General features: G+C 62.5%; 19 protein-coding genes and 1 pseudogene. 6 read left to right on the forward strand and 14 right to left on the reverse strand.

What is annotated here, in order from left to right; all coding sequences use genetic code 11:
* Positions 1-19: 19 nt before the first annotated feature.
* From CQ007_RS19305 to norR, 10 genes and pseudogenes are all read right to left on the reverse strand, one after another.
* Complete coding sequence (locus CQ007_RS19305) at positions 20-442, reverse strand: CZB domain-containing protein (RefSeq protein WP_371919779.1); 423 nt, start codon at positions 440-442, stop codon at positions 20-22.
* A gap of 33 nt (positions 443-475) precedes the next feature.
* A pseudogene (locus CQ007_RS19310) lies at positions 476-1117 on the reverse strand (methyl-accepting chemotaxis protein); the annotation flags it as partial.
* Between the two features lie 88 nt (positions 1118-1205).
* Positions 1206-1400, reverse strand: coding sequence for a twin-arginine translocase TatA/TatE family subunit (gene tatA, locus CQ007_RS00135; RefSeq protein WP_177424229.1), 195 nt, complete (start codon positions 1398-1400; stop codon positions 1206-1208).
* A gap of 27 nt (positions 1401-1427) precedes the next feature.
* On the reverse strand, positions 1428-2000 hold the full coding sequence (locus CQ007_RS00140) for a nitrous oxide reductase accessory protein NosL (RefSeq protein WP_105642898.1): 573 nt from the start codon (positions 1998-2000) through the stop codon (positions 1428-1430).
* A 26-nt stretch (positions 2001-2026) separates the two neighbouring features.
* Positions 2027-2854 carry an ABC transporter permease gene (locus CQ007_RS00145; protein WP_105642899.1) on the reverse strand — a complete coding sequence of 276 codons (828 nt, stop codon included), beginning with the start codon at positions 2852-2854 and terminating at the stop codon, positions 2027-2029.
* Entirely contained in the window at positions 2851-3777 is a 927-nt protein-coding gene (locus CQ007_RS00150; protein WP_105642900.1) for an ABC transporter ATP-binding protein, read from the reverse strand. The genes CQ007_RS00145 and CQ007_RS00150 overlap by 4 nt, the downstream gene beginning before the upstream one ends.
* Positions 3777-5078 carry a nitrous oxide reductase family maturation protein NosD gene (locus CQ007_RS00155; RefSeq protein WP_371919771.1) on the reverse strand — a complete coding sequence of 434 codons (1302 nt, stop codon included), beginning with the start codon at positions 5076-5078 and terminating at the stop codon, positions 3777-3779. The genes CQ007_RS00150 and CQ007_RS00155 overlap by 1 nt, the downstream gene beginning before the upstream one ends.
* A 104-nt stretch (positions 5079-5182) precedes the next feature.
* The gene (nosZ, locus tag CQ007_RS00160; protein ID WP_105642901.1) at positions 5183-7096 is read right to left on the reverse strand and encodes a TAT-dependent nitrous-oxide reductase; all 1914 of its coding nucleotides are present in this window, start codon (positions 7094-7096) and stop codon (positions 5183-5185) included.
* 41 nt (positions 7097-7137) lie between these two features.
* Positions 7138-9240 (reverse strand): transcriptional regulator NosR, encoded by a 2103-nt coding sequence (gene nosR / locus CQ007_RS00165; protein ID WP_256582174.1) that lies wholly within the window; start codon positions 9238-9240, stop codon positions 7138-7140.
* A 185-nt stretch (positions 9241-9425) separates the two neighbouring features.
* Complete coding sequence (gene norR / locus CQ007_RS00170; protein WP_105642903.1) at positions 9426-11009, reverse strand: nitric oxide reductase transcriptional regulator NorR; 1584 nt, start codon at positions 11007-11009, stop codon at positions 9426-9428.
* Positions 11010-11173: 164 nt separating this feature from the next.
* Between norR and CQ007_RS00175 the strand changes: the two genes are divergently transcribed.
* Positions 11174-11539 carry a hypothetical protein gene (locus CQ007_RS00175; RefSeq protein WP_105642904.1) on the forward strand — a complete coding sequence of 122 codons (366 nt, stop codon included), beginning with the start codon at positions 11174-11176 and terminating at the stop codon, positions 11537-11539.
* 32 nt (positions 11540-11571) lie between these two features.
* Here the strand turns inward: CQ007_RS00175 and CQ007_RS00180 are convergent, their stop codons facing one another.
* Together CQ007_RS00180 and CQ007_RS00185 are read right to left on the reverse strand one after the other, a co-directional pair.
* Positions 11572-14649 (reverse strand): efflux RND transporter permease subunit, encoded by a 3078-nt coding sequence (locus tag CQ007_RS00180; protein WP_105642905.1) that lies wholly within the window; start codon positions 14647-14649, stop codon positions 11572-11574.
* Positions 14650-14652: 3 nt separating this feature from the next.
* Entirely contained in the window at positions 14653-15753 is a 1101-nt protein-coding gene (locus tag CQ007_RS00185) for an efflux RND transporter periplasmic adaptor subunit (protein ID WP_105642906.1), read from the reverse strand.
* Between the two features lie 90 nt (positions 15754-15843).
* On the opposite strand from CQ007_RS00185, the gene CQ007_RS00190 reads away from it, so the two are divergent.
* From CQ007_RS00190 to CQ007_RS00205, 4 genes are all read left to right on the forward strand, one after another.
* Positions 15844-16488 (forward strand): TetR/AcrR family transcriptional regulator, encoded by a 645-nt coding sequence (locus CQ007_RS00190; RefSeq protein ID WP_105642907.1) that lies wholly within the window; start codon positions 15844-15846, stop codon positions 16486-16488.
* Positions 16489-16572: 84 nt separating this feature from the next.
* Positions 16573-16800, forward strand: coding sequence for a hypothetical protein (locus CQ007_RS00195; protein WP_105642908.1), 228 nt, complete (start codon positions 16573-16575; stop codon positions 16798-16800).
* Complete coding sequence (locus CQ007_RS00200) at positions 16797-17069, forward strand: cell division protein ZapA (protein WP_105642909.1); 273 nt, start codon at positions 16797-16799, stop codon at positions 17067-17069. The genes CQ007_RS00195 and CQ007_RS00200 overlap by 4 nt, the downstream gene beginning before the upstream one ends.
* Before the next feature lie 290 nt (positions 17070-17359).
* Positions 17360-19255, forward strand: a complete 1896-nt coding sequence (locus CQ007_RS00205; RefSeq protein ID WP_158256690.1) for an alpha/beta fold hydrolase — start codon at positions 17360-17362, stop codon at positions 19253-19255.
* A 63-nt stretch (positions 19256-19318) separates the two neighbouring features.
* On the opposite strand, the gene CQ007_RS00210 is transcribed toward CQ007_RS00205, so the two are convergent.
* Together CQ007_RS00210 and CQ007_RS00215 are read right to left on the reverse strand one after the other, a co-directional pair.
* Positions 19319-19570 carry a hypothetical protein gene (locus CQ007_RS00210; protein WP_218278812.1) on the reverse strand — a complete coding sequence of 84 codons (252 nt, stop codon included), beginning with the start codon at positions 19568-19570 and terminating at the stop codon, positions 19319-19321.
* Positions 19571-19682: 112 nt separating this feature from the next.
* The gene (locus tag CQ007_RS00215) at positions 19683-21860 is read right to left on the reverse strand and encodes a malate synthase G (RefSeq protein WP_105642911.1); all 2178 of its coding nucleotides are present in this window, start codon (positions 21858-21860) and stop codon (positions 19683-19685) included.
* Between the two features lie 178 nt (positions 21861-22038).
* On the opposite strand from CQ007_RS00215, the gene CQ007_RS00220 reads away from it, so the two are divergent.
* Positions 22039-22971, forward strand: a complete 933-nt coding sequence (locus CQ007_RS00220; protein ID WP_105642912.1) for an alpha/beta hydrolase — start codon at positions 22039-22041, stop codon at positions 22969-22971.
* Positions 22972-23027: the final 56 nt, after the last annotated feature.

Here is a 23027-nt window from a genome sequence, read left to right on the forward strand (position 1 = left end):
TTTTGCGCGGCGACCCGGTTCAGGCCGCCGACTGGCTGTGTTCGAACGCCTGCATGATCTGGCCGACGATGCGCATGACCTCCAGGTTGGCTTCCTCCATCTCGCCGAGATGCCGCACTGCACCGGCCAGTTCCTGCTGCTGGAAGGCCTGCATGGCCGCCTGGCCTTCGCGGTGCACGGCGGTATGCGGCCGCTCGATCTCGCGGAAATGCGCCAACTGCTGGATGCTCTGGCTGCCATCGCCGTAATACCAGCGGCCGAAGCGGCACTCGCGTTCGGTGGGCAGCGCCGGGATCGGCGTACCGCGGCTGCCGAGCAGATGGTTGTAGACCACGAACTTGAGTGACAGCTCATCCAGGTTGGCCAACTCGACACCGGCACGGAAGGCCGACTTCTCGATACCGCGGCGCATTTCCCCGGCCAGGCTGTGCAATACCTGCATGCCGGCCACCGCATCCTCGGTGGTACGGCTGAAGTCCTCGGCCAGGGTACCCTGGGACTGGATATAGGCCTGCACCGATGCCGTGATCTGTTGCAGCTCCTCGATCTTGCCGACGATTTCACTGGTGGCCTGGCCGGTGCGCTCGGCCAACTGGCGTATTTCGCTGGCGACCACCGCGAAGCCACGACCAGCGTCGCCGGCGCGGGCAGCCTCAATGGCCGCGTTCAGCGCCAGCAGGTTGGTCTGGCTGGCGATACCGCCAATCAGATCGACGATGCCATTGATTTCACCGGAGTGACCGGACAGCGCCTCGACCTGCCGCGAGGCCTCGATCAGCCCGCTCTCCATGGCGGTGGCCTTGCCCTGCAGCGCATCGAACCGCTGCTGGTTGTTCAGCGCGGCACTGGCCACCTGGCCGGCATGCTGCTTGTCCTGGCCCAACTGGCCGGCAAGGTATTCGAAGGAGTCACCAAGGTGGGTGATCGAGGTACTGAAGCGCACCAGCTTGCCCGCCACCTCTCGGTAGTAGTCCAGCTGCTGCTGGCTGCGCTGCTCACGCTCGGCCAGCTCGGCTTCCAGTTGCCGTATCCGCTCGGCCTGGCTGGCCAGCTGCGCTTCGAGCTGCTGGTTCTCCTGTTGCAGTGCCTGGATTGCCTTGCTACCGCTGCGCCACATGGTTACCTCGGAGTTGCAGATATGTAGTTGCTATATCGGCCGAGGCAACCGGGACATGAGCCTTTTCCTGCGGCTGGGGCATGATTTCTCAGGAGTGCTGCTGGCTCTTGAGCTTCTCCGCCTCCAGTGCCTGCGGGTTGCTTTCTCCCTCATTGACCGCCTTGCGGAAACCACTGATGGCATTGCCCACGTCGGAGCCCAGGCCGCGCAGGCGCTTGGTGCCGAACAGCATCACCACGATCAGCAGGATGATCAGAAGTTGCCAGATACTGATGCCCATCATGTTGTGTTACTCCGTTTGCTACCGGTCTCAATGACCGGAATGATTGTCATGTGAATGTGTGGAGTGGTTCGCCGCTGCGCCATGCTGCGCCGCAGCGGCCTGTTGCAGGAACTCCTGGTCGATCTCGTCGAAATGCAGCACCGTTGCGCCATCGTATTCTGCCGCCAGCGCCTCGGCCGCCTGCTTGTCGGCAAACGAGGCCAGCGAGGCGCCCATGGCTCCTTCCAGCGCTGTGCCGGCAACGTACCAGGCCTGGGTGGCATCGACCAGATGACCATCATCCGGGTGATCCCAATGGCTCTGGGCCATGTCATGCACATAGAGCCTGGCCTGCAGGATGCGGTTCTCCGGCTGCAGCCACCAACTGAGCATTTCCGCGGTGGAGCAGAATTTCTTCACCTCGCCCCGCTCTACCACCTGGCCTTTGGGGCCGGTGAAATCCATGATGATCATGCCGCAGACGTGGCATTCATCGGTGTCATGGAAAGCCACCGGGTCGAGGGTCACCTGCGCTTCCTCCGGGTCACCGCAGGCGGCCAGGGTCAGGCCAAGCAACAGTACCAGCAAGGTGCGTACAGCAAGGTTGTAACGGATTTTCATGACAGTTTTCCTATTTCCCATTCTTGTCAGGCGGCACGGCGGCGGAAGGCTGCATAGGCCAGTGCCAATGCCAGCCCAGCCCAGGCCAGCAGGCACAACCATAGCAGCAGGCCTTGCACTGGCAGGTCGTCACCCAGCGACAACACGCCCATGGTACTGGCTCCGTCGAAGCCGGAGAGGTTGATCAGCCGGTAGATGTCGGTCGGGTTCAACAACAGCAGCCAGGGCAGCAGTTCGGGGTTGAACTTGCCTTCGCTGAATACCAGCAGGGCCAGCAGTACCAGGTCGAATACCAGCACGAACAGGAACCAGACGCCCAGCGCCAGGCCGGCAGCACTGGATTTCTCGCTGACCAGGCTGCTGAGCAGATAGGCCAGGGCCAGGAAGGCCCAGCCCAGCAGGGTAGAGGACAGCATGAAGCGGCCGAAGGCCCATACCAGCAGGTTCAGTTCGACACCATCGACCAGCAGACCGATCGCCACGGCAGCGCAGCCGAAGCCGATCAGCACGGCCAGCGCCAGGATCAGGCCGTGGCCGACGAACTTGCCCAGCAGGATCTGGCCGCGGCCGATGGGGTAGGTCATCAGCAGCATCAGGGTGCCGCCCTCATCCTCGCCGACGATGGCGTCATAGGCCAGCAGCAGGGCGATCAGCGGCATCAGGAAGGTCGCCAGGCTGGCCAGGCTGGCGATGGTGGCCGGGATCGAGGTGAAGCCCAGTTGTCCGGAGGCAGCGGCGCCAAGCCAGGCGATGCCTACCGCCAGGGCAGCGAACAACAGGCTGATCGCCAGCAGCCAGCGATTGCGCAGGCCGTCGCTGAGTTCCTTGCGGGCGATGTTCCAGATCTGGTTCATGCCTTGTCCTCCGCAGCATGCGCATTGCTGGCGCGTTCGGTGTAATAGCGGTACAGGTCTTCCAGCGAGGGCTGGAATATCTCGATATCGCTGGGCTGGTCCTGGTTCAGCAACTGACGCAGCAGGTCCATCTTGCCGCGGCTGCTGCCGGTGACCTCGATACCATCGGTGCCCAGCAGACGGATCTGGTTGCCATTGATGTTCATGGTCTGCAGCAGTTGTTCACGCCGTTGCAGGCCGCTGGCGCGGATGCGTGACGGCAGTCCTGCTTCGGTTCGCAGGCTGGCCAGCGTACCGATGGCCTCCAGTCGACCGCCGGCGAGAATTGCCGCTCGGTTGATATGCGCCTCGACCCCCGGCAACACATGGGAACACAGGATCACGCTGGTGCCCTGCTGGCGTAGCCGGTCAATCAGTACGTACAGATCCTGGGTGGCGATCGGGTCGAGCCCCACGGTCGGCTCGTCGAGCAGCAGCAACTGGGGCGAGCCCAGCAGTGCCTGGGCCAGACCGAGGCGCTGGCGCATGCCTTTGGAGTAGGTCTTGACCCGGCGATCGGCGGCGTGCGCCAGGCCCACCTGCTCCAGCAACTCATCGGCCTGCTGCAGCGCAGCACCCTTGATACGGGCGAAGTGGTACAGGGTTTCGCGGCCGCTGAGCTGCGGGTAGAACATCACGTTCTCCGGCAGGTAGCCGAGCTGGCGGCGCACGGTCGGGTCGTTTGGCGCCTGGCCGAGCACCCGCACCTGGCCCTCGCTGGGCGTCAACAGGCCGAGGATCAGCTTCATGGTGGTGGTCTTGCCGGCGCCATTGTGGCCGAACAGGCCGAGCACCTCGCCTGGCTCCAGATGCAGTTCCAGTTGGCGCAGCGCGGTCATGCTGCCGTAACGCTGGCTGACGCCTTGAATATCAACAGCATTCATCAATGGGGTTCCTGTGTACGTTGGATCAGGTGGCCGGTGGGCAGGTGCATCAGTGGATGGCTGTCCTGCACGCCCTGCATCTTGATAACCGGGAAGGCGCGTTGCACCCAGCGCAGCATCTGGATGGCCGGGCTGTTCATCAGCAGCCTTACCTGGGGGTACATCCACAACAGCCGGTCAACGTTGTCGTTGGGTTCGTAGGGGACGTCGCCCAGACCGTCATCGTTGCGGTCCCAACCCAGGTAGTCGCTCCAGTAGTTGCCGCGTCCGTCGACCGACCACTCCTGGGTGCGGGTGGCCACGTATTTGACCTGCTGTTCATTACCGACGAAGGCGTTGTCGCTGATCTTGTTGTTCTCCGAGCCGGCGGTCAGGTGAATGCCCAGGTTGCTGCGCTCGAAGTGGTTGCCCTGGATGGTATTGAACAGTGAGTTGTAGATGAACAGCGCCTTGCCCTCGCCACCCTTGATCATGCTGTCATCGCCGGTCTGGCCGCGCTGCACGTTGGATACGATATTGTTGTTGATGGTCGAGTAGGTGATGAAGTTCATCAGCATGCCGTAGTTGCGGTCGTCCTCGGAGCGGTTGTCCTCGACCGTCAGCATGCGGCTCTGCATCAACGCATAGCCGGTGCGGGTGCGACGGGTGGTATTGCCGATCACCCGGTTGCTCTGGGAGAACATGTAATGGATGCCGAAGCGCAGATCCTCCATCAGGTTGCCCTGGATGAGGTTGTTGTTGGAGTTGCCGAGATAGATACCGTCACGGGTGTGTGTCACCCGGTTGTCGATGACCCGTGCCTCGCTGGTGTTGATCAGGTGAATGCCGTTGCCACGATCCTGGGAACGCAGCTGTGGATCGCCTTCGACATGGTTGTTCTCGACCAGCAGGCCGTGGGTATTGTCCGACCAGATGCCGAAGCCCTGGCCTTGCAGATGATTTTTGCGCAGCGCCACATTGCTGGCGGTGGGCTCGATGAAGATCGCCGCGTCCATATCGGTCAGGTTGCTACCCCAGTTACGCAGACTGCAGTTCTCGATGGTCACGTCACTGGCGCGGATGGTCAGGATGTTGCCCCGGCCGCCGGATTGCAGCACGGCGCCCGTTTCGCAGCGCAGGGTAATGGGGGTGTCGATGGTGAATTGCCCGATATATTCGCCTGCGGGCAATGCCCAACCGTCTGCTTCGGCCTGCAGCGGCAGGCTGTCGATCGGTTGGGGAGAAGCGTGAACAGCGGTACCAAGGCCGCACAGCATTACAAGTGCCGGGAGCGGCCAGCGTAGGGCCTGATGCTTGAACAATGCTGTTTCCTTATGCCGTTTAGAATGCCCGGAGTGGTGTGTGCAACGCTGAAGTCGGTGGCGACTGCCCGGAGCGGTGGAGGCCGCTCCGGGTGCCGCTCCGGTCAGGCCGGCTCGACCAGCATGCGTCCGCACATTTCCATATGCAGGGCATGACAGAACCAGCTGCAGTAGTACCAGTACGCGCCGGCCTTGTCTGCAGTGAAGGTGATTGAGGAGGTCTGTTGCGGGCTGATCTCCATGCTCACCCCGTGGTTGACCATGACGAAACCGTGGGAAACGTCCTCGATCTGGTCGATGTTGGTGATGATCACCGTGACCTCGTCGCCCTGCTTGACGGTGAACTCGTTGATGCCGAAGGACGGCGCCATGGAGATCATGTACACCCGCACCTTGTTGCCATCGCGAATGATCTTGCTATCGCTGGTCAGGTTGATGCCGTCGGCTTCCGCCATCTTCACTGTTTCTGCGAAGAAGGGGTCATTGCGGTCCCAGATCTTCTTGGTACGCAGCTGATCGCGGCGAGCCATGATGCAGTCGTGCGGTTCGGCGAACGCTGGGCCGTCATGCACCAGCACCATTTCCTCGCCGGAAATATCGATCAGTTGGTCGTTTTCCGGGTGCAATGGGCCAACCGGCAGGAACCGGTCCTTGGAGAACTTGGACAGCACCACCAGCCACTGACCATCGGCTTCGCTGGTTTCGCACAGCGAGGCGTGGGTATGCCCAGGCTGGTAATGCACGTCGAGCTTCTGCTTGATGTAGTTGACGTTGTCGCCGTTATAGGCACGGATGGCATCTTCGATGTTCCACTTGACCACCTGGCTGTCGATGAACAGCGTGGTGTAGCCATTGCCACGACCATCGAAGGTGGTATGCAGTGGCCCGAGGCCCAGTTCCGGCTCGGCGACGATGACCTCGCGCGGGTCCTCGAACTTGTCGGCGAACAGGTCGGGCAGCTTGTCGATGGCGATCACCGAGGCGGTCGGCGACAGCTTGCCGTTGGCGATGAAGTACTTGCCATCCGGCGATGTATTCAAGCCGTGGGGGTTCTTGGGTACCGGGATATAGCGGGTGACCTTGCTGTCCTTGCCGTCCTTCTTGCGGCCATCGACCACCGGCACCTTGGAGTCACCCAGGGTGATGAAGTTGCCGGCCTTGACCTCGGCCTCGATGGCGTGCACGTCGAACACCACCACCCAGTCGCGCTCGTTGCGCATGGTGCCGCCCAGGTCCAGCGCCTTCTCCGAGTTGTAGCAGGTGGAGGCGGTGAAGCGGCCGGTGTAGTCCATGTCGGTATTGTCGAGGTTGCCGTCGACGATCACCTGCCAGGCCACTTCCATGGTCTCGGCATCCACCGCGTTGTACATGGTGAAGCTGTTTTCATCCAGCATGTCGAAGTTGGTGCCATCGTTCGGGTGCGGGATGATGAACTCGGCGTTACAGAATACGTACTTGGTATGCGGCACCTTCTGCAGACGCAGACCATGGATGGCCTGGACGTTGGGGATGGTGGTGATCTTGTCCGTCTTCATGATATCCAGACGGATACGCGCCACGCGGCTGTTGGCCTTGTCGTTGATGAACAGATACTTGCCGTCGTACTTGCCGTCGGTCATCGACAGGTGAGGATGGTGGCAGTCGCCGTTGGCGAACCGGGCGCTCTCGCCCATGATCGCCTTGCTCTCGTTGGTCAGACCCCAGCCGGTGGCCGAATCGACGTTGAACACCGGGATGCGCATCAGCTCGCGCATGGACGGAATGCCCAGCACGCGCACTTCGCCCTGGTGACCACCGGACCAGAAGCCGTAGTAGTCGTCCAGTTCACCCGGGCCGACGTGGATTTTCGACTGGGCATCCTTGACCGCCTGGGCCCAGCTTTCACGACTCATCACCGCGCCGCCGAAGGCGGTTGCTGCGACGGCAGCACCGGTCATCGCACTGGCGCCGAGAAAACCGCGCCGGCTCAGACCCTTGGATTCCGGGTTGGCCGGAGGGTTGTTGGGTTTATCGCTCATGTTCAGCTCCTTGTTGGGCAGATCTTGGTTGACCGTTTGGGTCAGGGTTCAACTACTTGCACTACCGGTATCAATTGCTCATCCGGTGTTTTCTTTCCACGTGTCTTGCGCTTGTTCTTGAGAATCAGCGGAGGGCACTTGTTTTCGTTGTGATAGGTCATCTGGCAATCGAGGCAGTAGTGGCACTCGTTGTGGTTGATGTGCCCATCTGGGTGAATGGCCTGGATCTCGCACTCCTTGGCGCACAGCTGGCACGGGTTGCCGCATTCCTTGCGGCGCTTGAGCCAGTCGAACAGGCGCACGCGGCTGGTGACCGAGAGGGCTGCGCCCAGCGGGCAGATGTAGCGGCAGAACACCTTGCGGGTGAAGATGTTGACCACCAGCAGGATCACGGCATAGAGCACGAACCACCACTGGCGGTCGAACTTCAGGGTGATGGCGGTCTTGAATGGCTCGACCTCGGCGGCCTTCTCGGCCAGCGCCATCGACTCCAGGGAGATGCCGAACAGCACCAGCAGGATGATGTACTTGATCGCCCACAGCCGCTCGTGCACTGCGAAGGGCAGCTCGTACTGGGGAATCTTCAGCTTGCGGGCGATTTCGTTGATCAACTCCTGCAGCGCGCCGAACGGGCATAGCCAGCCGCAGAACACGCCGCGGCCCCAGAGCAGGATGCTGGCGGCGGTGAAGGTCCAGATGATGAAGATCACCGGGTCGCTGAGGAACAGTTCCCAGCGGAACTCGGTTACCAGCGCATGCACGAAGGTCAGCACGTTGACGATCGACAGCTGCCCCAGTGCGTACCAGCCGATGAACACCACGGTGAAGGTCAGGTAGCCGTGGCGCAGCCAGCGCAGGAAATTCGGGTGCCGGGCGAAATTGTCCTGGAAGAACAGGATTACCGTCAGCAGTAGCAAGGCCGCCAGGATCACGCCCACCTGGAAACTCTTCTGGTACCAGATATTGACCCACACCGGGCGGTTGGCTTCCTCGATCGCGCGCAGCTCCTCGGGGGTGGGCACCGGACGTTCGATGTACTGTTCGGGCGTCTCGTAGGGCAGCTCGAAACTGGTGAAGATGCTGTCCACCGGCCCGGTCTGGCGGCGTACCAGCAGTTCCAGTGTCCAGGGTGCGCCGGGGTCGAAACGGGCCTCCTCGCGCAGGATGAAGATGGCCATCTCCTGAAAGCGCGGTGCGCCCTCGGCCATGACGTCATACAGGCGGATATGATCCAGGTCGCGGAAGCTGAGGATATTGCCGAACTGGCGAATCTGTACCCGGTCGAAGATGCCGCCGCGCACATAGCCCGAGCCCTTGAATGAATACCGGCCGCTGCCGAGCACGGCAAAGGCGTGCTCGCCGGGCTTGAGCTCCTCCATCAGGAAGCGGTACTGGTTGTCGCCGAGCAGGTTGCGGCCCACGGTCGGGGCGTTGAGCCAGGCAGCGTACAGGTCGATGAAGGTGGCATCCGCCTGGTCCGCTGGCGCCTCGTCGATGCCTTCGGCCTCGGTACCTTTGAATGCCTGGTTGATATCGGCATTGGTCAGCAACAGACGCCGGATCGAGCCATCACCGGTCAGTTCACTCCAGCCGGCTGGCTGGTACACATCCTCGCGCACGGTCGATGGCCGTCCGCGGGTACCGCTGCTGCTCTGTACCAGGCCCAGTGAGGCGCCCACTTCCTGGGCCGCGCGCATGACGATCTCATTGATCACCATCACCGTTACCGTAGCGCCGGATACCGCATCCACGGTAATTGCGTTGGGGTCGCTGGAACGGCCCACCACCACCCGCTGATCGGCCCTGATACCGGCATAACGGGCATTGAAGTCATGCAGCCGCTGTTCGGGGATGCCGATCAGCAGGATGGGTTCATGATGCTCCAGCACATAGGCATCGACGATCACGCCATCGGTATCCAGCAGAATACCCATATTGACCGGCTTGCCCGAATAGGCCGGGATATTGAACACGTCGATGCTTTCGAAGGCATAGCCGAAGACGGTGCCGACGCCATCGGTGAGAGTACGTACACGGTACTCGCCCTCGGGCTCGGAGATGACCGTGACATCGGGAAAGAACTGCTCGATCCGTTGTTCCAGAAGGGCAGGGGTGGTGGCGAACGCCGGGGCCAATGAAAGCATGCCGAACAGCAACGCAATGCTCAGCAGCAACCGGCTGCTGATCACAGCAATCAACGACTTCATAGCGGGGCGTTTCCTATCGAGAGTAGCGTCATTTTAGTTGTTTCCAGCTTCATCAAGACTTGATCAGCATCAAGGGTCTGTCAAATCAACACTTAAGGTATGGGTATAGGCCTGGGCTGCCATCATCCCGGTTCAAGCGGCCTGCCATCGTCCCGGTTGGAACAGCGCAGCCCCAGCCGGCGCGCCAACCGGTGCAAATTGCCGCGGTCGATCTGCAAAGCGCGGGCAGTGGCGGACAGGTTGCCCTGGTGATGTTCCAGCACCGCTTCGATGAGCTGGCGCTGATAGCCATCCACCGCCTCACGTAGTCCGCAGGACCACGGTGTGCGCTCAATGGGGTCGGTGGTCAGTACGGTCGTCGCAGGGTTACCCAGGCCCAGATCGGTCGCCGACAATTGCAGCAGCTGGGAGGCCGGCAGGCCCCTGGCACGCGCCTTGAGCACGGCACGCCCGATCAGGTGTTCGAGCTCACGCACATTGCCCGGCCAGTCATACATCAGCAGGGCCCGGCGGGCATCGCTGCCGAGGGCAGCGTTACGTACCTGCAGCCGGGTGCGGCACTGTTCGAGAAAATAGCCTGCCAGCAACAACACATCGCCCTGGCGCTCGCGCAGCGGGGGCACATGCAGCGGATAGGCTCCGAGGCGGTGGTACAGGTCGGCACGGAAGCGCCCGGCGCGCACGGCGGCAGCCAGGTCGCGGTTGGTGGCGGCAAGGATACGGACATCGACATGGTGATCCCGGTCCGAACCCAGGCGTTGCAACTGGCCACTCTGCAGCACCCGCAGCAACTTGGCCTGCACACTCAGCGGCAACTCGCCGACCTCATCCAGGAACAGGGTGCCACCGTCGGCCAGTTCGAACTTGCCGGCACGCGCGGTGCTGGCGCCGGAGAAGGCTCCGCGCACATGGCCGAACAGCTCGCTTTCCACCAGCGACTCGGGCAGGGCGGCGCAGTTGAGGCTGATCAGCGGCTTGCTCCAGCGCTCGGATTGGCGATGCACTGCCTGGGCCACCAACTCCTTGCCGGTACCGGTTTCGCCGCTGATCAACACCGCCAGCGGGCTTTTGGCCACCAGCGCGATCTCCTCCAGCAACTGCCGGTGAGTGTCGCTCTGGCCGATCAGCTCCCGGACAGGCAACTGATGAGCGGCCTCGCGCCAGGTCTCTGCCAGCCGCCGCTCGTGCTCGGCCTGGCGCGCCAGACTGTGCATGCGCTCGCAGGCCTTGACCGTGGCGGCTGCCAGATGGGTAAAGGCTTCCAGGCTGGGCAGGTCGATGCAGCCGAAGCGCGCGGGGTCCAGCGAGTCCAGCGTCAGTACACCCCAGGGGCGGTCATCGATGTACAGCGGGCAGCCCAGGCAGTCATGCACCTGCAGCTGCCCCGGTGCGCCTTCGACCAGACCGTCGTAAGGATCGGGCAGCTCGCAGTCGGCGGCGAAGCGGGTCGCCCCGCGGCTGGCCAGTATTGCCTGCAACCGCGGGTGCTGATCCACCCTGAAGCGCCGGCCCAGGGTGTCCGGGCTCAGGCCATGTACGGCCAGCGGCACCAGCTTGTCGCCCTCCAGCCGCAGCAGCGCCAGGGCATCGCAGGGCAGACAGGCCTGTACCGCCAGCAACAGGCGCCGGTAACGTTCTGGCTGCGGCAGATCGCGGCTGAGATCGTCGAGCAGGGGCAGCAGGGCAGTAAGCGGTGAATGATCCATAAATCGTCTTTTTGACAACGCCTTGGGTTTTTTAACCAGAAGCTGAGTTGTGAATATGACGACTGCGGCGGGATAAGTCCTTGATTCAGGTCAATTCAAGGGTTGGCACGTTTCGTGATGGGGAAACAGGGAAGCCCACACCTGTACAACTTGAGGAGAACTACATGAAACGTATCGCGACTATCGGACTGGCAATGACCCTGACTGCTCTGAGCATGTCGACGTTGGCCGCTGAGGTCATCGCCGAAACGACCGACAGCACGGCCGGCGGCGCCCTTGGTGCGACCACCGGGGTGATGATCGGCGGTGCTGCCGGTGGCCCGTTGGGGGCGCTGGTCGGTGCTGGTGTGGGTCTGCTGCTCGGCAAGGGGGTGCAACAGGCCGCCGGCCTGGAGGAGCGCGCCTATGCCGTGCGCACGGCCGGTGGTGAGACGCAGGTGGTACGCTCGCCCACCGCCGAGTTCGCCATCGGCCAGCAGGTCGAGCGGCGGGGAAATCGGTTGCAGGCTGGGGCGAGCCTGAGCCGTTGAGGGGACGGCTTACCGGGCGAGTGCCATCAGGCTCAGGCCCGGGACTCGCCTTCGTCGACGCGGAACCAGGCGGCGTACAGTGCTGGTAGAAACAGCAGCGTGAGCGCTGTGGCCACCGTCAGACCGCCCATGATCGCCACCGCCATCGGCCCGAAGAACACGCTGCGCGACAGCGGGATCATCGCCAGGATCGCCGCCAGCGCGGTCAGGACGATGGGCCGGAAGCGGCGCACCGTGGCATCGATGATGGCGTGCCAGCGATCATGTCCGGCGGCGATATCCTGTTCGATCTGATCGACCAGGATCACCGAGTTACGCATGATCATGCCCGACAGCGCGATGCTGCCGAGCATGGCGACGAAGCCGAAGGGCTCGCCGAAGGCCAGCAGGAACAGGGTCACGCCGATCAGCCCCAGCGGTGCGGTGAGAAATACCATGATCGAGCGCGAGATGCTGCGCAGTTGCACCATCAACAGGGTCATCACCACCAGCCCGAGCAAGGGCAGCCCCTGCATGATGGATTTCTGGCCGCGGGTCGAATCCTCCATCGTGCCGCCCGTCTCCAGGCGGTAGCCATCGGGCAGTTCGGCGCGGATCGGCTGCAATGAGGGCATGATCTGCTGGACCAGGCTGGCGGGCTGCTCCGGACCGTGGATATCACCGCGTACGGTCACCGTGGGCAAGCGGTCACGGCGCCAGATGACCCCTTCCTCGAAGCCATACTCCAGGGTGGCGACCTGCTCCAGCGCGACGCTGCGCCCATCGCCGGTGGGGATCGCCAGGCTCGGCAGTTGCTGCAGTGCTTCGCGTTCCTGGGGGGTGCCGCGCAGCAGGATCTCGATCAGCTCATCACCCTCGCGGAACTGGCTGACCGAGCTGCCGGTCAGCTGGCTGGCAAGAAAGCCCGATACGTCGCTGGTGCTCAGGCCCATGGCCCGGGCGCGTTCCTGGTCGATGTCCAGGTACACCACCTTGCTCGGCTCTTCCCAGTTCAGGTGCACATTGCTCACCGCCGGGTTGTCGCGTACCTGGGTGGCGATCTCGCGGGCAATACGCCGCACCTCCTCGATATGCTCACCGGAGACGCGGAACTGGATCGGATAACCTACCGGTGGGCCGTTTTCCAGACGCGAGATGCGCGCGCGCAGTTCGGGGAATTCAGTGTCCAGCATGTCCATCAACCACTTGCGTATCTGCTCGCGATCATCGATGGACTTGGCCTTGACCACGAACTGGGTGAAATTGGTGGCCGGCAGTTGCTGGTCCAGCGGCAGGTAGAAACGCGGTGAACCGGTACCGACATAGGCGACGAAGTTGTCGACCCCGGGATGCTCGCGCAGGCGCTGTTCCAGGCGCAGCGCCTGGGCTTCGGTGGCCTTGAGCGAAGACCCTTCGGCGAGCGTCAGGTCGACCATCAGTTCCAGCCGGCCGGACGGCGGGAAGAACTGCTGTGGCACCAGGCGGAACAGCAGGATCGAGCCGATGAACAGCGCCACGGTCATGCCGATCACCAGCCAGTGATGGGCCACGCACCACTGCACCGTGCTGCGCACCCGCTGGTAGAAGGGCGTGGCATAGGGGTCGTGGCCGCGCGGATCGCCACCGTGCTTCTTGGCATGCAGCTTGGCCATGTCCGGCAACAGGTTGTAGCCCAGGTAAGGCACGAAGATCACCGCCGCGATCCAGGACACCAGCAGGGCGATGGTCACCACCTGGAAGATCGCGCGGGTGTACTCGCCGACCCCGGAGGCGGCGGTGGCGATCGGCAGGAAGCCGGCAGCGGTGATCAGCGTGCCGGTGAGCATCGGGAAGGCGGTGCTGGTCCAGGCGAAACTGGCCGCCTTGACCCGGTCGAAGCCCTGCTCCATCTTGATCACCATCATCTCCACGGCGATGATCGCATCGTCCACCATCAAGCCCAGGGCCAGCACCAGCGCACCCAGGGAGATCTTGTGCAGGCCGATGTCGAGATAGTTCATCACCGTGAAGGTCATCGCCAGTACCAGCGGAATCGACAGGGCGACCACCAGACCGGTGCGCAGGCCGAGGGAGAAGAAGCTGACCAGCAGTACGATGGTCACCGCCTCGGCCAGTACCTTGACGAACTCGCCGACGCTGTCACGCACCGCCTCGGGTTGGTCGGACACCTTGTGCAACTGCATGCCGACCGGCAGCGTCCGGCTCATGCGCTCGAACTCGGCTTCCAGGGTATTGCCCAGCGCCAGGATGTCGCCCCCGGCTTTCATCGACACCGCCAGTCCCAGCGCATCCTGCTCCATGAAGCGCATACGCGGTGCCATCGGATCGTTGAAGCCGCGATAGACCTCGGCTACGTCGCTGATACGGAAGGTGCGGTCACCGACGCGGATCGGGAATGCGCGGATCTGATCGACGCTCTCGAACTGGCCGGAGACGCGCAGGCGTACCCGTTCCTTCGGCGTTTCGAAGAAGCCTGCCTCACGCAGACTGTTCTGCTCCTGCAGCGCCTGCTGCACCGCCGCCAGCGGCAGCCCCAGAGTAGCCAGCTTGAGGTTGGAGATCTCGACCCAGATCTTCTCGTCCTGCACGCCGATCAGTTCCACCTTGCCGACATCCCGGATGCGCTGCAGTTGCAGCTGCAGGCGTTCGGCATAGTCCTTGAGCACGGCGTAGTCGAAGCCATCGCCGGTCAGCGCGTAGATGTTGCCGAAGGTGGTACCGAACTCGTCGTTATAGAACGGCCCGACGATATCCGGCGGCAGGGTGTGGCGGATGTCGCCGACCTTCTTGCGCAACTGGTACCACAGCTCGGGTATCTCCCCGGCCTTCATGCTGTCCAGGGCGACGAAGGTGATGGTTGATTCGCCGGGCCGGGAGTAGGACACCACCTGCTGGTAGGCGCCGGTCTCCATGACCTTCTGTTCTATACGGTCGGATACCTGGCGCGCCACCTCCTCGGCGGTAGCGCCCGGCCAGGCGGTGCGGATGACCATGGCCTTGAAGGTGAACGGCGGGTCCTCGCTCTGGCCCAGTTGGCCGTAGGACAGGAAGCCGGCGACTGACAGCACCAGCATGAAATACAGCACGATCTGGCGGTTGCGCAGCGCCCAGGCGGAGAGGTTGAAGGTCATGCGCTACTCCCCGCCGAGTGCGATGCTGCGATTGTCCCGGTCTACCGGATGCACCTGCTGGCCTTCGAGCAGCATGTGCACGCCAGCGGCAACCACCCAGTCATTGGCGGCCAGGCCATCGAGGATGCTGACCCGCTCATGCTGATAGGTGCCCATATGCACCGGCCGGCGGTGCACCGTGCGGGTCTGCGGATCGATCACCCAGACGAAGCTCTGGCCCGTCTCCGAACTGACCGCCGACAGTGGTACCGCGAGCGCGACCTGGTCGGGGTTCTGGATGAATACCCTGGCGCTCTGGCCGACTTCCACGCCGCTGCCCTCGGCGACGAAGCTGACCCGCGCGGCGAAGGTACGCGACTGCGGGTCGGCGGCCGGCGACAGTTCGCGCAGGCTGCCGGCAAACCGCTGGTCGGGGCGCGACCACAGCTGTACTTCCACTGGCTGGCCGATCACCAGGTGGCCGAGACTGTTTTCCGGCAGGCTGATCAACACCTCGCGCTCGCCATCAGCGGCCAGCACCAGTACCGTCTGGCCGGCGGAGACCACCTGGCCGACTTCCACCGCGCGGTGTGCGATCACCCCGTCCTGGGGGGCGCGCAGCACGCTGTAGGTCGCCTGATTGTCGGCCACGTCGAACTCGGCGCGGGCCTGCTTCAGGCGCGCTGCTGCCGAGCGGTAGGTATTCTCGGCATTGTCGTACTGTGAGGAACTGATCATTTGCCGTTCGAGCAGGGTGCGGTAGCGGTCGCGTTCGGCCTGCGCCAGGGTCAGGTTGGCCTGCGCAGCAGCTACCTGGGCGCGTGCCGCTTCCAGCTGCAGGCGCACATCTTCGGCATCCAGCTCGGCCAGCGGCTGATCCTTGCGTACCCGATCGCCGACATCGACCAGCCGCTTGCTCACCTTGCCACCGATGCGAAATGCCAACTCCGGCTCGAAGCGCGCACGCACTTCGCCGGGGTAACTCTGTACCTGGGCGGTGGCGGGCTCGGGCTGGATCACCAGCGCCGGGCGCGGCTGCTGGGTAACCGGTTCGGGATCGCTGCACGCCGTCAGCAGTGAGCCGAGGGTGAACACAAGGGCGAGGGAAAGAACAGGACGGAGCATGATCGGAAGCCTGTCGCAAGGTATTGGGAATAACTGAACTAATGGGTATAGTAGAAATAGCAAACCCGCCAGTCCAGTATTAAAAGCCTAATGTCAGAGAAAATTGTTCAAAACGCCGGTCCTGGGCGCCCCAAGGACCCAGCCAAGCGCGAGGCCATTCTGTTGGCAGCCCAGCAGCTGTTCCTGGACAGTGGCTACGAAGGCACCAGCATGGATGCCATTGCCGCCGAGGCCGGCGTCTCCAAGCTGACCGTATACAGCCATTTCACCGACAAGGAGACCCTGTACGCAGCGGCGATCAGGGCAGTCTGTGAAGCGCAACTGCCGGACCTGTTCTTCGACTATCCCCAGTCGGGGGATATGCGCTGTGCCCTGCAACGGATCGGCGATGCCTTCTGCCGTCTGATCAACAGTCCCGAGTCCATCGCCTTGCACCGGCTGCTGGTGAGCATGGCGGGGCAGGACATCAAGCTGGCGCAACTGTTCTACGAAGTCGGGCCGCAGCGGGTGTGCGATGGCATGGCGCAGTTCCTGGGGCAGGCCGAGGAGCGGGGTGATCTGTGCATCGATGAGCCGCCGGAGGCCGCCCGGCGGTTTTTCTCCCTGCTCAAGGGAGACCATCACTTCCGTCTGCTGATCGGCTACGCCCAGATCATGTCGGATCAGGAGCGCCACCAGCACGTCGCCGATATCGTAGAGCTGTTCCTGCGTCTGCATGCGCCGATGCCGGCCTGAGCTGGCCGGGGCTGGCAGAGTGCCGCGGCTGGCCGTGGCGCACGCTTTGCTATATGCTCTGCGGCTTTTTCCAGGGGGTAAGGCATGCTTGAAACTACGCTCACTCAGCTTGAACGATTGGTTGGCGAACTGCTGCAGCAGAATCAGTCACAGACCGAGAGCATCAGTCGCCTCGAACAGGAGCTGCGCCAGCTCAAGGAAGAAAATGACAGTCTGCAATTGGCGGCCATGGAGCAGGAAGAACAACTGGGCTCCACGTTGACCCGTCTGCAGGCCATTCTGCAGCGCAGCGGCGTCAGCAGCGACGCATGAGCAATGTTCGGGTAGCCAGCTTTCTCGGGCGGGAATACTCGTTTCGCATCAACGAAGACGAGGATCCGCTGTTTCAGCAGGCGATCCTGCTGCTGCAGGAGAAACTGGCCGAATCCCGGGCGCGCTACCCAGGCAGTGACGCGCAGGAGCTGCTGTTGATGACCGCGCTGGCGTTATGCGTACCGCAGATTCAGCAGACGGAGCAACTGCGCCTCACCCAGCAGCGCCTGGCCGCGCTGGTCGATACATTGCAACGGCCGGCAGACTGACCGGTCTGCCGGCCCAGGCCAACCCTTCTTCCGATTTCCCCACTCCCTTCTGAGCATGAAACCGGCAATAGGCACGGCGGCCATTTATAATGAGTGAACATTCATTCTGTTTATTCAGTTATTTGTGATTCAGTTCGCAGTTATGCTTCATGTCCGGTCAATTGCCCTGGGTGTCTTGGTGTCCGGGCGCTTCAGCTGCCGGAAGACTTGACCCACACCTCGTCAGGCGACCGTTTCATCAATAACAATAAGTCATTGAAAGGTATGCAATGGATAGGAATACAAGAGTTTTGACCGCGGCGCGTGGATTGCGCACGCCGGCGGTGGGCATCGCATTGACTTTGCTGGCCGGGTGCTTTTCCGGCTCGGGCTCCAGCTCCCGCTCCGGCGAACTGAGCCAGGGGATATTCGTCGACAGCGTGGTAGCCGGGCTGAGTTTCTCCACCGCCAGCCAGCAGGGCATGACAGATGCTGCGGGTACCTTCGAGTATCGGCCGGGGGAGAGCGTCAGTTTTGCGGTCGGTGGCATTCGCTTGGGCTCGGCCGCAGGGCAGGAGCTCATCACTCCGGTGGAGTTGGTGCCGGACGCTGATCCGGCGGATGCGGCGGTGGTGAATATCGCCCGCCTGCTGCAGAGCCTGGATGCCGATGGCAACCTGGTCAATGGTATTCAGATCAGCGCCGAGATTGACCAGGCGGTGGCCGAATATGTGCAACAGCATCGCCTGGAGGAGCTGGATTTCGGCGATGACGAGGTATTCGAGCAGGTCATGGCCGGTCTTGTCGCCAGCCTCAATCAGGCAGGTGTGTTCGACGAGAATGCCGCTGCCAGGCAGCGATCGCCACGCGGACGGCTGCAGGCCTGGCAGCATCTGCAGGACTCGTTGGCACAACTGGACGGCGCCGAGCTGAACCATCAGCGTTTGCCGGTGCTGTTCATTCATGGTGGCGCCGGCTCGGCCTCCCAGTTCGAATCCCAGGCCCAGCGTTTCCGCGCCAATGGCTATCCGTTGGAGCATGTTGCGGTCTATGAGTACAACACCGCAACGGGACAGGACCCCTTCGATCCCGAGCAGGCGGCGGCGCGTAACGCGAAGATCAATGCCATCATCGATCAGTTGCTGCTCAGCACCGGGGCGCAGAAGATAAACCTGGTCGGCCATTCCATGGGAACCCGGGTCAGTCTGGTGTATCTCTCCGAGGAGGAAAATGCCGCCAAGGTAGGCCGTTATGTCAGTGTGGACGGCACCGAGGTGGATCATTTGCCGGGTAATGTGCCCACCCTGGCACTGTGGGGGCAGTATGTCGATCGCAGCGTGGTCGGCGCGGAGAACGTCTATCCGCCCGCAGAGGCGCCGGTAGGCCACATCGAGGTTGCCACCTCGGCGGACTCCTTCGAGCGCATGTATCGCTTCTTCAATGGCGAAGCACCCGAGACCAGCATCATTCCGCAGGCCGAAGGGGAGCAGGTGTGGATCGCCGGCAAGGCCCATATCTTTCCGGAAAATATCGGCGCAGAGGGCATGACTCTGGAAATCTACGAGAGCGATCCGAATACCGGCCTGCGGCTCAGTGATGTGCCGCTGTATCGACACCAGATTGATGCTGACGGGGCCTGGGGACCTGTGCGCATCAACAGGGATGCCACCCATGAGTACGCCTTGCTGCACCCCGAGCCGGGTAACGATCAGTACTTCTACCGTGAAGGCTACGGGCAGGACAGCTTTCTGGTGCGTCTGAACACCTCGTTGCCGGGAACCGGTGTCGGCCAATATCTGCATCGCAGTGCTGCGCATACCAACATCATCATCGGCCGGGACAAGGAGTTGTGGGGGGATCAAGGCGACAATAACGACCGCTTGACGGTGAACGACGTCGAGGTGGTGACCGAACTGACCGCTCCGCTGTTGCAACGCCTGAGCAGCCTGTTCCTGCATGACCGCGACAGCGACCAACGCAGCAACCTGGCTGCCCCGGATCCGCTGTTCCACCGTTTGCCCTTCATGTCCGGCCTGGACCTGTTCCTGCCCGCTTCGCCACAGGCCAGCGAGACCATCGAGGTTCGCCTGCAGCCACGTGGTGGCGGTGCTGATCAGGTGATCAATGTGCCGAACTGGCCCTCGGACGGGGTCCGTTCGATCTCGGTGCAATTCAAGGACTACGCGCCGACAGCAGCACAGGACTGAGCCCAGCCGGCTCCTCCGGACGGGGTGTCATTGACGCCCCGTTTCCTGCCCAGCCGGTGATGCTCAACCCTTGGCCGGCAGGGCATTCTTGCGGGTACCGCGCAGGTTCATCAGAAACAGACCCAGCTGCAGCACGATCAGTGCCCAGGCATGGGAATGCCAGCCCCAGATGACCCACAGTACATTGCTCAGGATGAAACAGATGAAGCCGGCGCAGCGTTTGGCGCGGCTGCGCGAGCCGACCAGCCAGGCGGCGATCAGTGTGATCAGCATGGCTGGCCATTGCAGCAGGTCGATCAGGTTGTCGATGTCCATAGCCAGTCTGACCGGGGCGGCTGCCACATGTTCCACCCGCTACAGCTGGTTTTATCGTAGCCGAAAATGCAGAACCCCGGCCTGGGCCGGGGTTCTGGTGGTGCAGCGGGTATCAGCGGCCGTATTTGGCCTTGTACTCGCGGCGGCGGCGGTGCAGAACCGGCTCGGTATAGCCATTGGGCTGTTTGGTGCCTTCGAGGATCAGTTCCAGCGAGGCCTGGAAGGCCACGCTGTCATCGAAGTTCGGCGCCATCGGCCGGTAGGCGGCATCGCCAGCGTTCTGCCGGTCGACCACCTCGGCCATGCGCCGCATGCTTTCGATCACCTGGTCCTGGGTGATGATGCCGTGGCGCAGCCAGTTGGCCAGCAGCTGGCTGGAAATACGCAGGGTTGCGCGGTCTTCCATCAGGCCGACGTCATTGATATCCGGTACCTTGGAGCAGCCGACGCCCTGGTCGATCCAGCGTACCACGTAGCCGAGAATACCCTGGACGTTATTGTCGATCTCGTTCTGCTTCTCTGCCTCGCTCCAGTTGGTGTCCTTGGCCAGCGGGATGGTGAGAATGTCGTCCACCGAGGCGAAGGTGCGCTTGGCCAGTTCCTGCTGACGCTCGAACACATTGACCTTGTGGTAGTGCAGGGCATGCAGGGTCGCAGCGGTAGGCGAGGGAACCCAGGCGGTGTTGGCACCGGCCATCGGGTGGCCGATCTTCTGTTCCAGCATGTCGGCCATCAGGTCGGGCATGGCCCACATGCCCTTGCCGATCTGTGCGCGACCGGACAGGCCGCAGGCCAGACCATGGTCGACGTTCCAGTTTTCATAGGCGCCGATCCACTTCTCGGCCTTCATGGCGGCCTTGCGTACTACCGGGCCGGCTTCCATGGAGGTGTGGATCTCGTCACCGGTACGGTCGAGGAAGCCGGTGTTGATGAACACCACACGCTCGCTGGCCGCCTGGATGCAGGCTTTCAGGTTGACGGTGGTGCGGCGCTCCTCGTCCATGATGCCGATTTTCAGGGTGTTGCGCGCAACGCCGAGCACATCTTCAACGCGGTTGAACAGTTCGTTGGCGAAAGCGACTTCCTCGGGGCCATGCATCTTCGGTTTGACGATGTACATCGAACCTTCGCGGCTGTTGGCGCGGGTGGTGTTGCCCTTGAGGTTGTGCAGCGCGATCAGGCCGGTGAACACGCAGTCCATGATGCCTTCCGGCACTTCGAAACCATTCTTGTCGATGATGGCGTCGTTGGTCATCAGGTGCCCGACGTTGCGGATGAACAGCATGGAACGACCATGCAGGGTCAGCTCGGAACCATCGGCCTTGGTGTAGACACGATCCGGGTTCATGGTCCGGGTGAAGGTCTTGCCGTCCTTGCTGACCTGCTCGGCCAGGTCACCTTTCATCAGGCCCAGCCAGCTGCGGTAGACCACGGTCTTGTCGTCCGCATCAACCGCGGCGGTGGAGTCTTCGCAATCCATGATGGTGGTGATGGCAGCTTCCATCAGCACGTCCTTGATCCCGGCGGCATCGGTCTGGCCGATGGGGCTGGAACGGTCGATCTGGATCTCGAAGTGCAAGCCGTTGTTTTTCAGCAGTACGGCCTTGGGTGCTGCCGCCTCGCCCTGGTAGGCGATGAACCTGGCGGCGTCTTTCAGGCCGGTCTGGCTACCATCCTTGAGCGCAACGACCAGTTGGCCATTGTCGATGGAGTAAGCTGTGGCATCGGTATGGGAACCTTTGGCCAGCGGTGCTGCCTCATCAAGGAATGCGCGGGCGAAGGCAATGACCTTGTCGCCGCGGACCTGGTTGTAGCCCGGGCCTTTTTCGGCACCGCCAGCCTCGCTGATGGCATCGGTGCCATACAGGGCGTCATACAGGGAGCCCCAGCGCGCATTGGCGGCGTTGAGGGCGAAGCGGGCGTTCATGATGGGCACCACCAGCTGCGGACCGGCCATGTGGGCGATCTCTTCATCGACGTTGGCGGTGGTGACCTTGAAGTCGGCTGGTTCGGGCAGCAGATAGCCGATTTCCTGGAGGAAGCTCTTGTAGGCGGCGGCATCATGGGGCTGGCCGGCACGCTGCTGGTGCCAACTGTCGATCTGGGCCTGGAGGTCGTCACGCTTGCTCAGCAGGGCACGGTTCTTCGGAGCCAGATCATGAATCAGCGTATCCACGCCGGACCAGAAGGCGTTGGCTTGCACGCCAGTACCGGGGATAGCCTGCTCATTGATGAAGTCGAAAAGAACCTTGGCAATCTGAAGATCACCGACTTGGATGCGTTCACTCATGAAAACCCCTCACTCTACTGAGATCTGCGCCTGGCGCATAAGGACGTGGCATTTGGAGACGCAGCATGTTACACGATGATCACTTGCAAAGCATGTTCAAAACATGGAATTGTTCCGAATTCAGACCAAAGCGGCAGACTTTTACCCGTCTACCGCCCCAAGGCGCACCGGGATGTTAATGGACCAGAGGTTTCTAGATTCACTCGTAGAACGGTTGCCTGAGCTTCAATTGGGTCAGCCATTCAATCCGGCCGCCAGGCAGTATGCTGCCTACTATGGCATCGACTTCAGCGCCGAAGTCGAACAGCACCTGGGGCACATCGCGGTGGATGGCTTCGATCTGGCGGTGCAGGTCTGGCGTCCCTCGGCTCCGCGCGGCACGCTGGTCATCCTGCATGGCTACTATGATCATATGGGCCTGTATCGCCATCTCATCCGCTGGGCGCTGAGTCACCGCCTGGCGGTCTTGGCATTCGACCTGCCCGGGCATGGCCTGTCCAGTGGCGAACGCGCCAGCATCGACTGCTTCCTGCGTTATCAGCAGGTGCTCGATGGGGTGTTCGAGCAGGCTCGCCTATGGCGGTTGTCGGCGCCCTGGCATTTCCTCGGCCAGAGTACCGGCGGTGCCATTCTGATCGACCGGCTGCTGCATGGCCCCATGCCGGAGCAGGCCGGGCAGACGATCCTCATGGCGCCTCTGGTACGACCGAAGCAGTGGGGCGTTTCCCAGTTCAGTCTCAAATTGCTCGGTGGCTTCATCCAGCAACTGGGGCGGCGCTTTACCGACAACTCCACGGATGGCGACTTTCTCGAATTCATTCGCCAGCATGACCCGCTGCAGCCCCAGGTGCTGCCGGTGGCCTGGGTACAGGCGCTGGACAAGTGGATTCCCCGCATCGAGACCGCCGTGCCGACCGAGCACAAGCCGCTGATCGTGCAGGGCCAGGCCGATGGAACCGTGGACTGGCAGCACAACATCAAGGTGCTGCAGGAGAAGTTCGACGGGCCGGAGCTGTTCTACCTGCCCGAAGCCCGTCATCACCTGGCCAACGAACAGGCCGGATTGCGGCAGCAGTACCTCGACTGGTTGGGTGACCGGTTGGGTTATTAGGCTGGAGTTGGCGGTTACATAGTCTGTTTCATGTTCCTAGTCTCCTTTGCGCCGGG

It is taken from the genome of Pseudomonas sp. MYb185 (assembly GCF_002979975.1).
GTDB lineage: Bacteria > Pseudomonadota > Gammaproteobacteria > Pseudomonadales > Pseudomonadaceae > Halopseudomonas.

What these genes read in the sequence shown, in the direction of transcription:
- CQ007_RS19305 (WP_371919779.1), bottom strand. Translation starts at nt 442, where the DNA reads ATGCAGGTATTGCACAGCCTGGCCGGGGAAATGCGCCGCGGTATCGAG.
- tatA (WP_177424229.1), bottom strand. Translation starts at nt 1,400, where the DNA reads ATGATGGGCATCAGTATCTGGCAACTTCTGATCATCCTGCTGATCGTG.
- CQ007_RS00140 (WP_105642898.1), bottom strand. Translation starts at nt 2,000, where the DNA reads ATGAAAATCCGTTACAACCTTGCTGTACGCACCTTGCTGGTACTGTTG.
- CQ007_RS00145 (WP_105642899.1), bottom strand. Translation starts at nt 2,854, where the DNA reads ATGAACCAGATCTGGAACATCGCCCGCAAGGAACTCAGCGACGGCCTG.
- CQ007_RS00150 (WP_105642900.1), bottom strand. Translation starts at nt 3,777, where the DNA reads ATGAATGCTGTTGATATTCAAGGCGTCAGCCAGCGTTACGGCAGCATG.
- nosZ (WP_105642901.1), bottom strand. Translation starts at nt 7,096, where the DNA reads ATGAGCGATAAACCCAACAACCCTCCGGCCAACCCGGAATCCAAGGGT.
- nosR (WP_256582174.1), bottom strand. Translation starts at nt 9,240, where the DNA reads ATGCTTTCATTGGCCCCGGCGTTCGCCACCACCCCTGCCCTTCTGGAA.
- norR (WP_105642903.1), bottom strand. Translation starts at nt 11,009, where the DNA reads ATGGATCATTCACCGCTTACTGCCCTGCTGCCCCTGCTCGACGATCTC.
- CQ007_RS00175 (WP_105642904.1), top strand. Translation starts at nt 11,174, where the DNA reads ATGAAACGTATCGCGACTATCGGACTGGCAATGACCCTGACTGCTCTG.
- CQ007_RS00180 (WP_105642905.1), bottom strand. Translation starts at nt 14,649, where the DNA reads ATGACCTTCAACCTCTCCGCCTGGGCGCTGCGCAACCGCCAGATCGTG.
- CQ007_RS00185 (WP_105642906.1), bottom strand. Translation starts at nt 15,753, where the DNA reads ATGCTCCGTCCTGTTCTTTCCCTCGCCCTTGTGTTCACCCTCGGCTCA.
- CQ007_RS00190 (WP_105642907.1), top strand. Translation starts at nt 15,844, where the DNA reads ATGTCAGAGAAAATTGTTCAAAACGCCGGTCCTGGGCGCCCCAAGGAC.
- CQ007_RS00195 (WP_105642908.1), top strand. Translation starts at nt 16,573, where the DNA reads ATGCTTGAAACTACGCTCACTCAGCTTGAACGATTGGTTGGCGAACTG.
- CQ007_RS00200 (WP_105642909.1), top strand. Translation starts at nt 16,797, where the DNA reads ATGAGCAATGTTCGGGTAGCCAGCTTTCTCGGGCGGGAATACTCGTTT.
- CQ007_RS00210 (WP_218278812.1), bottom strand. Translation starts at nt 19,570, where the DNA reads ATGGACATCGACAACCTGATCGACCTGCTGCAATGGCCAGCCATGCTG.
- CQ007_RS00215 (WP_105642911.1), bottom strand. Translation starts at nt 21,860, where the DNA reads ATGAGTGAACGCATCCAAGTCGGTGATCTTCAGATTGCCAAGGTTCTT.
- CQ007_RS00220 (WP_105642912.1), top strand. Translation starts at nt 22,039, where the DNA reads ATGGACCAGAGGTTTCTAGATTCACTCGTAGAACGGTTGCCTGAGCTT.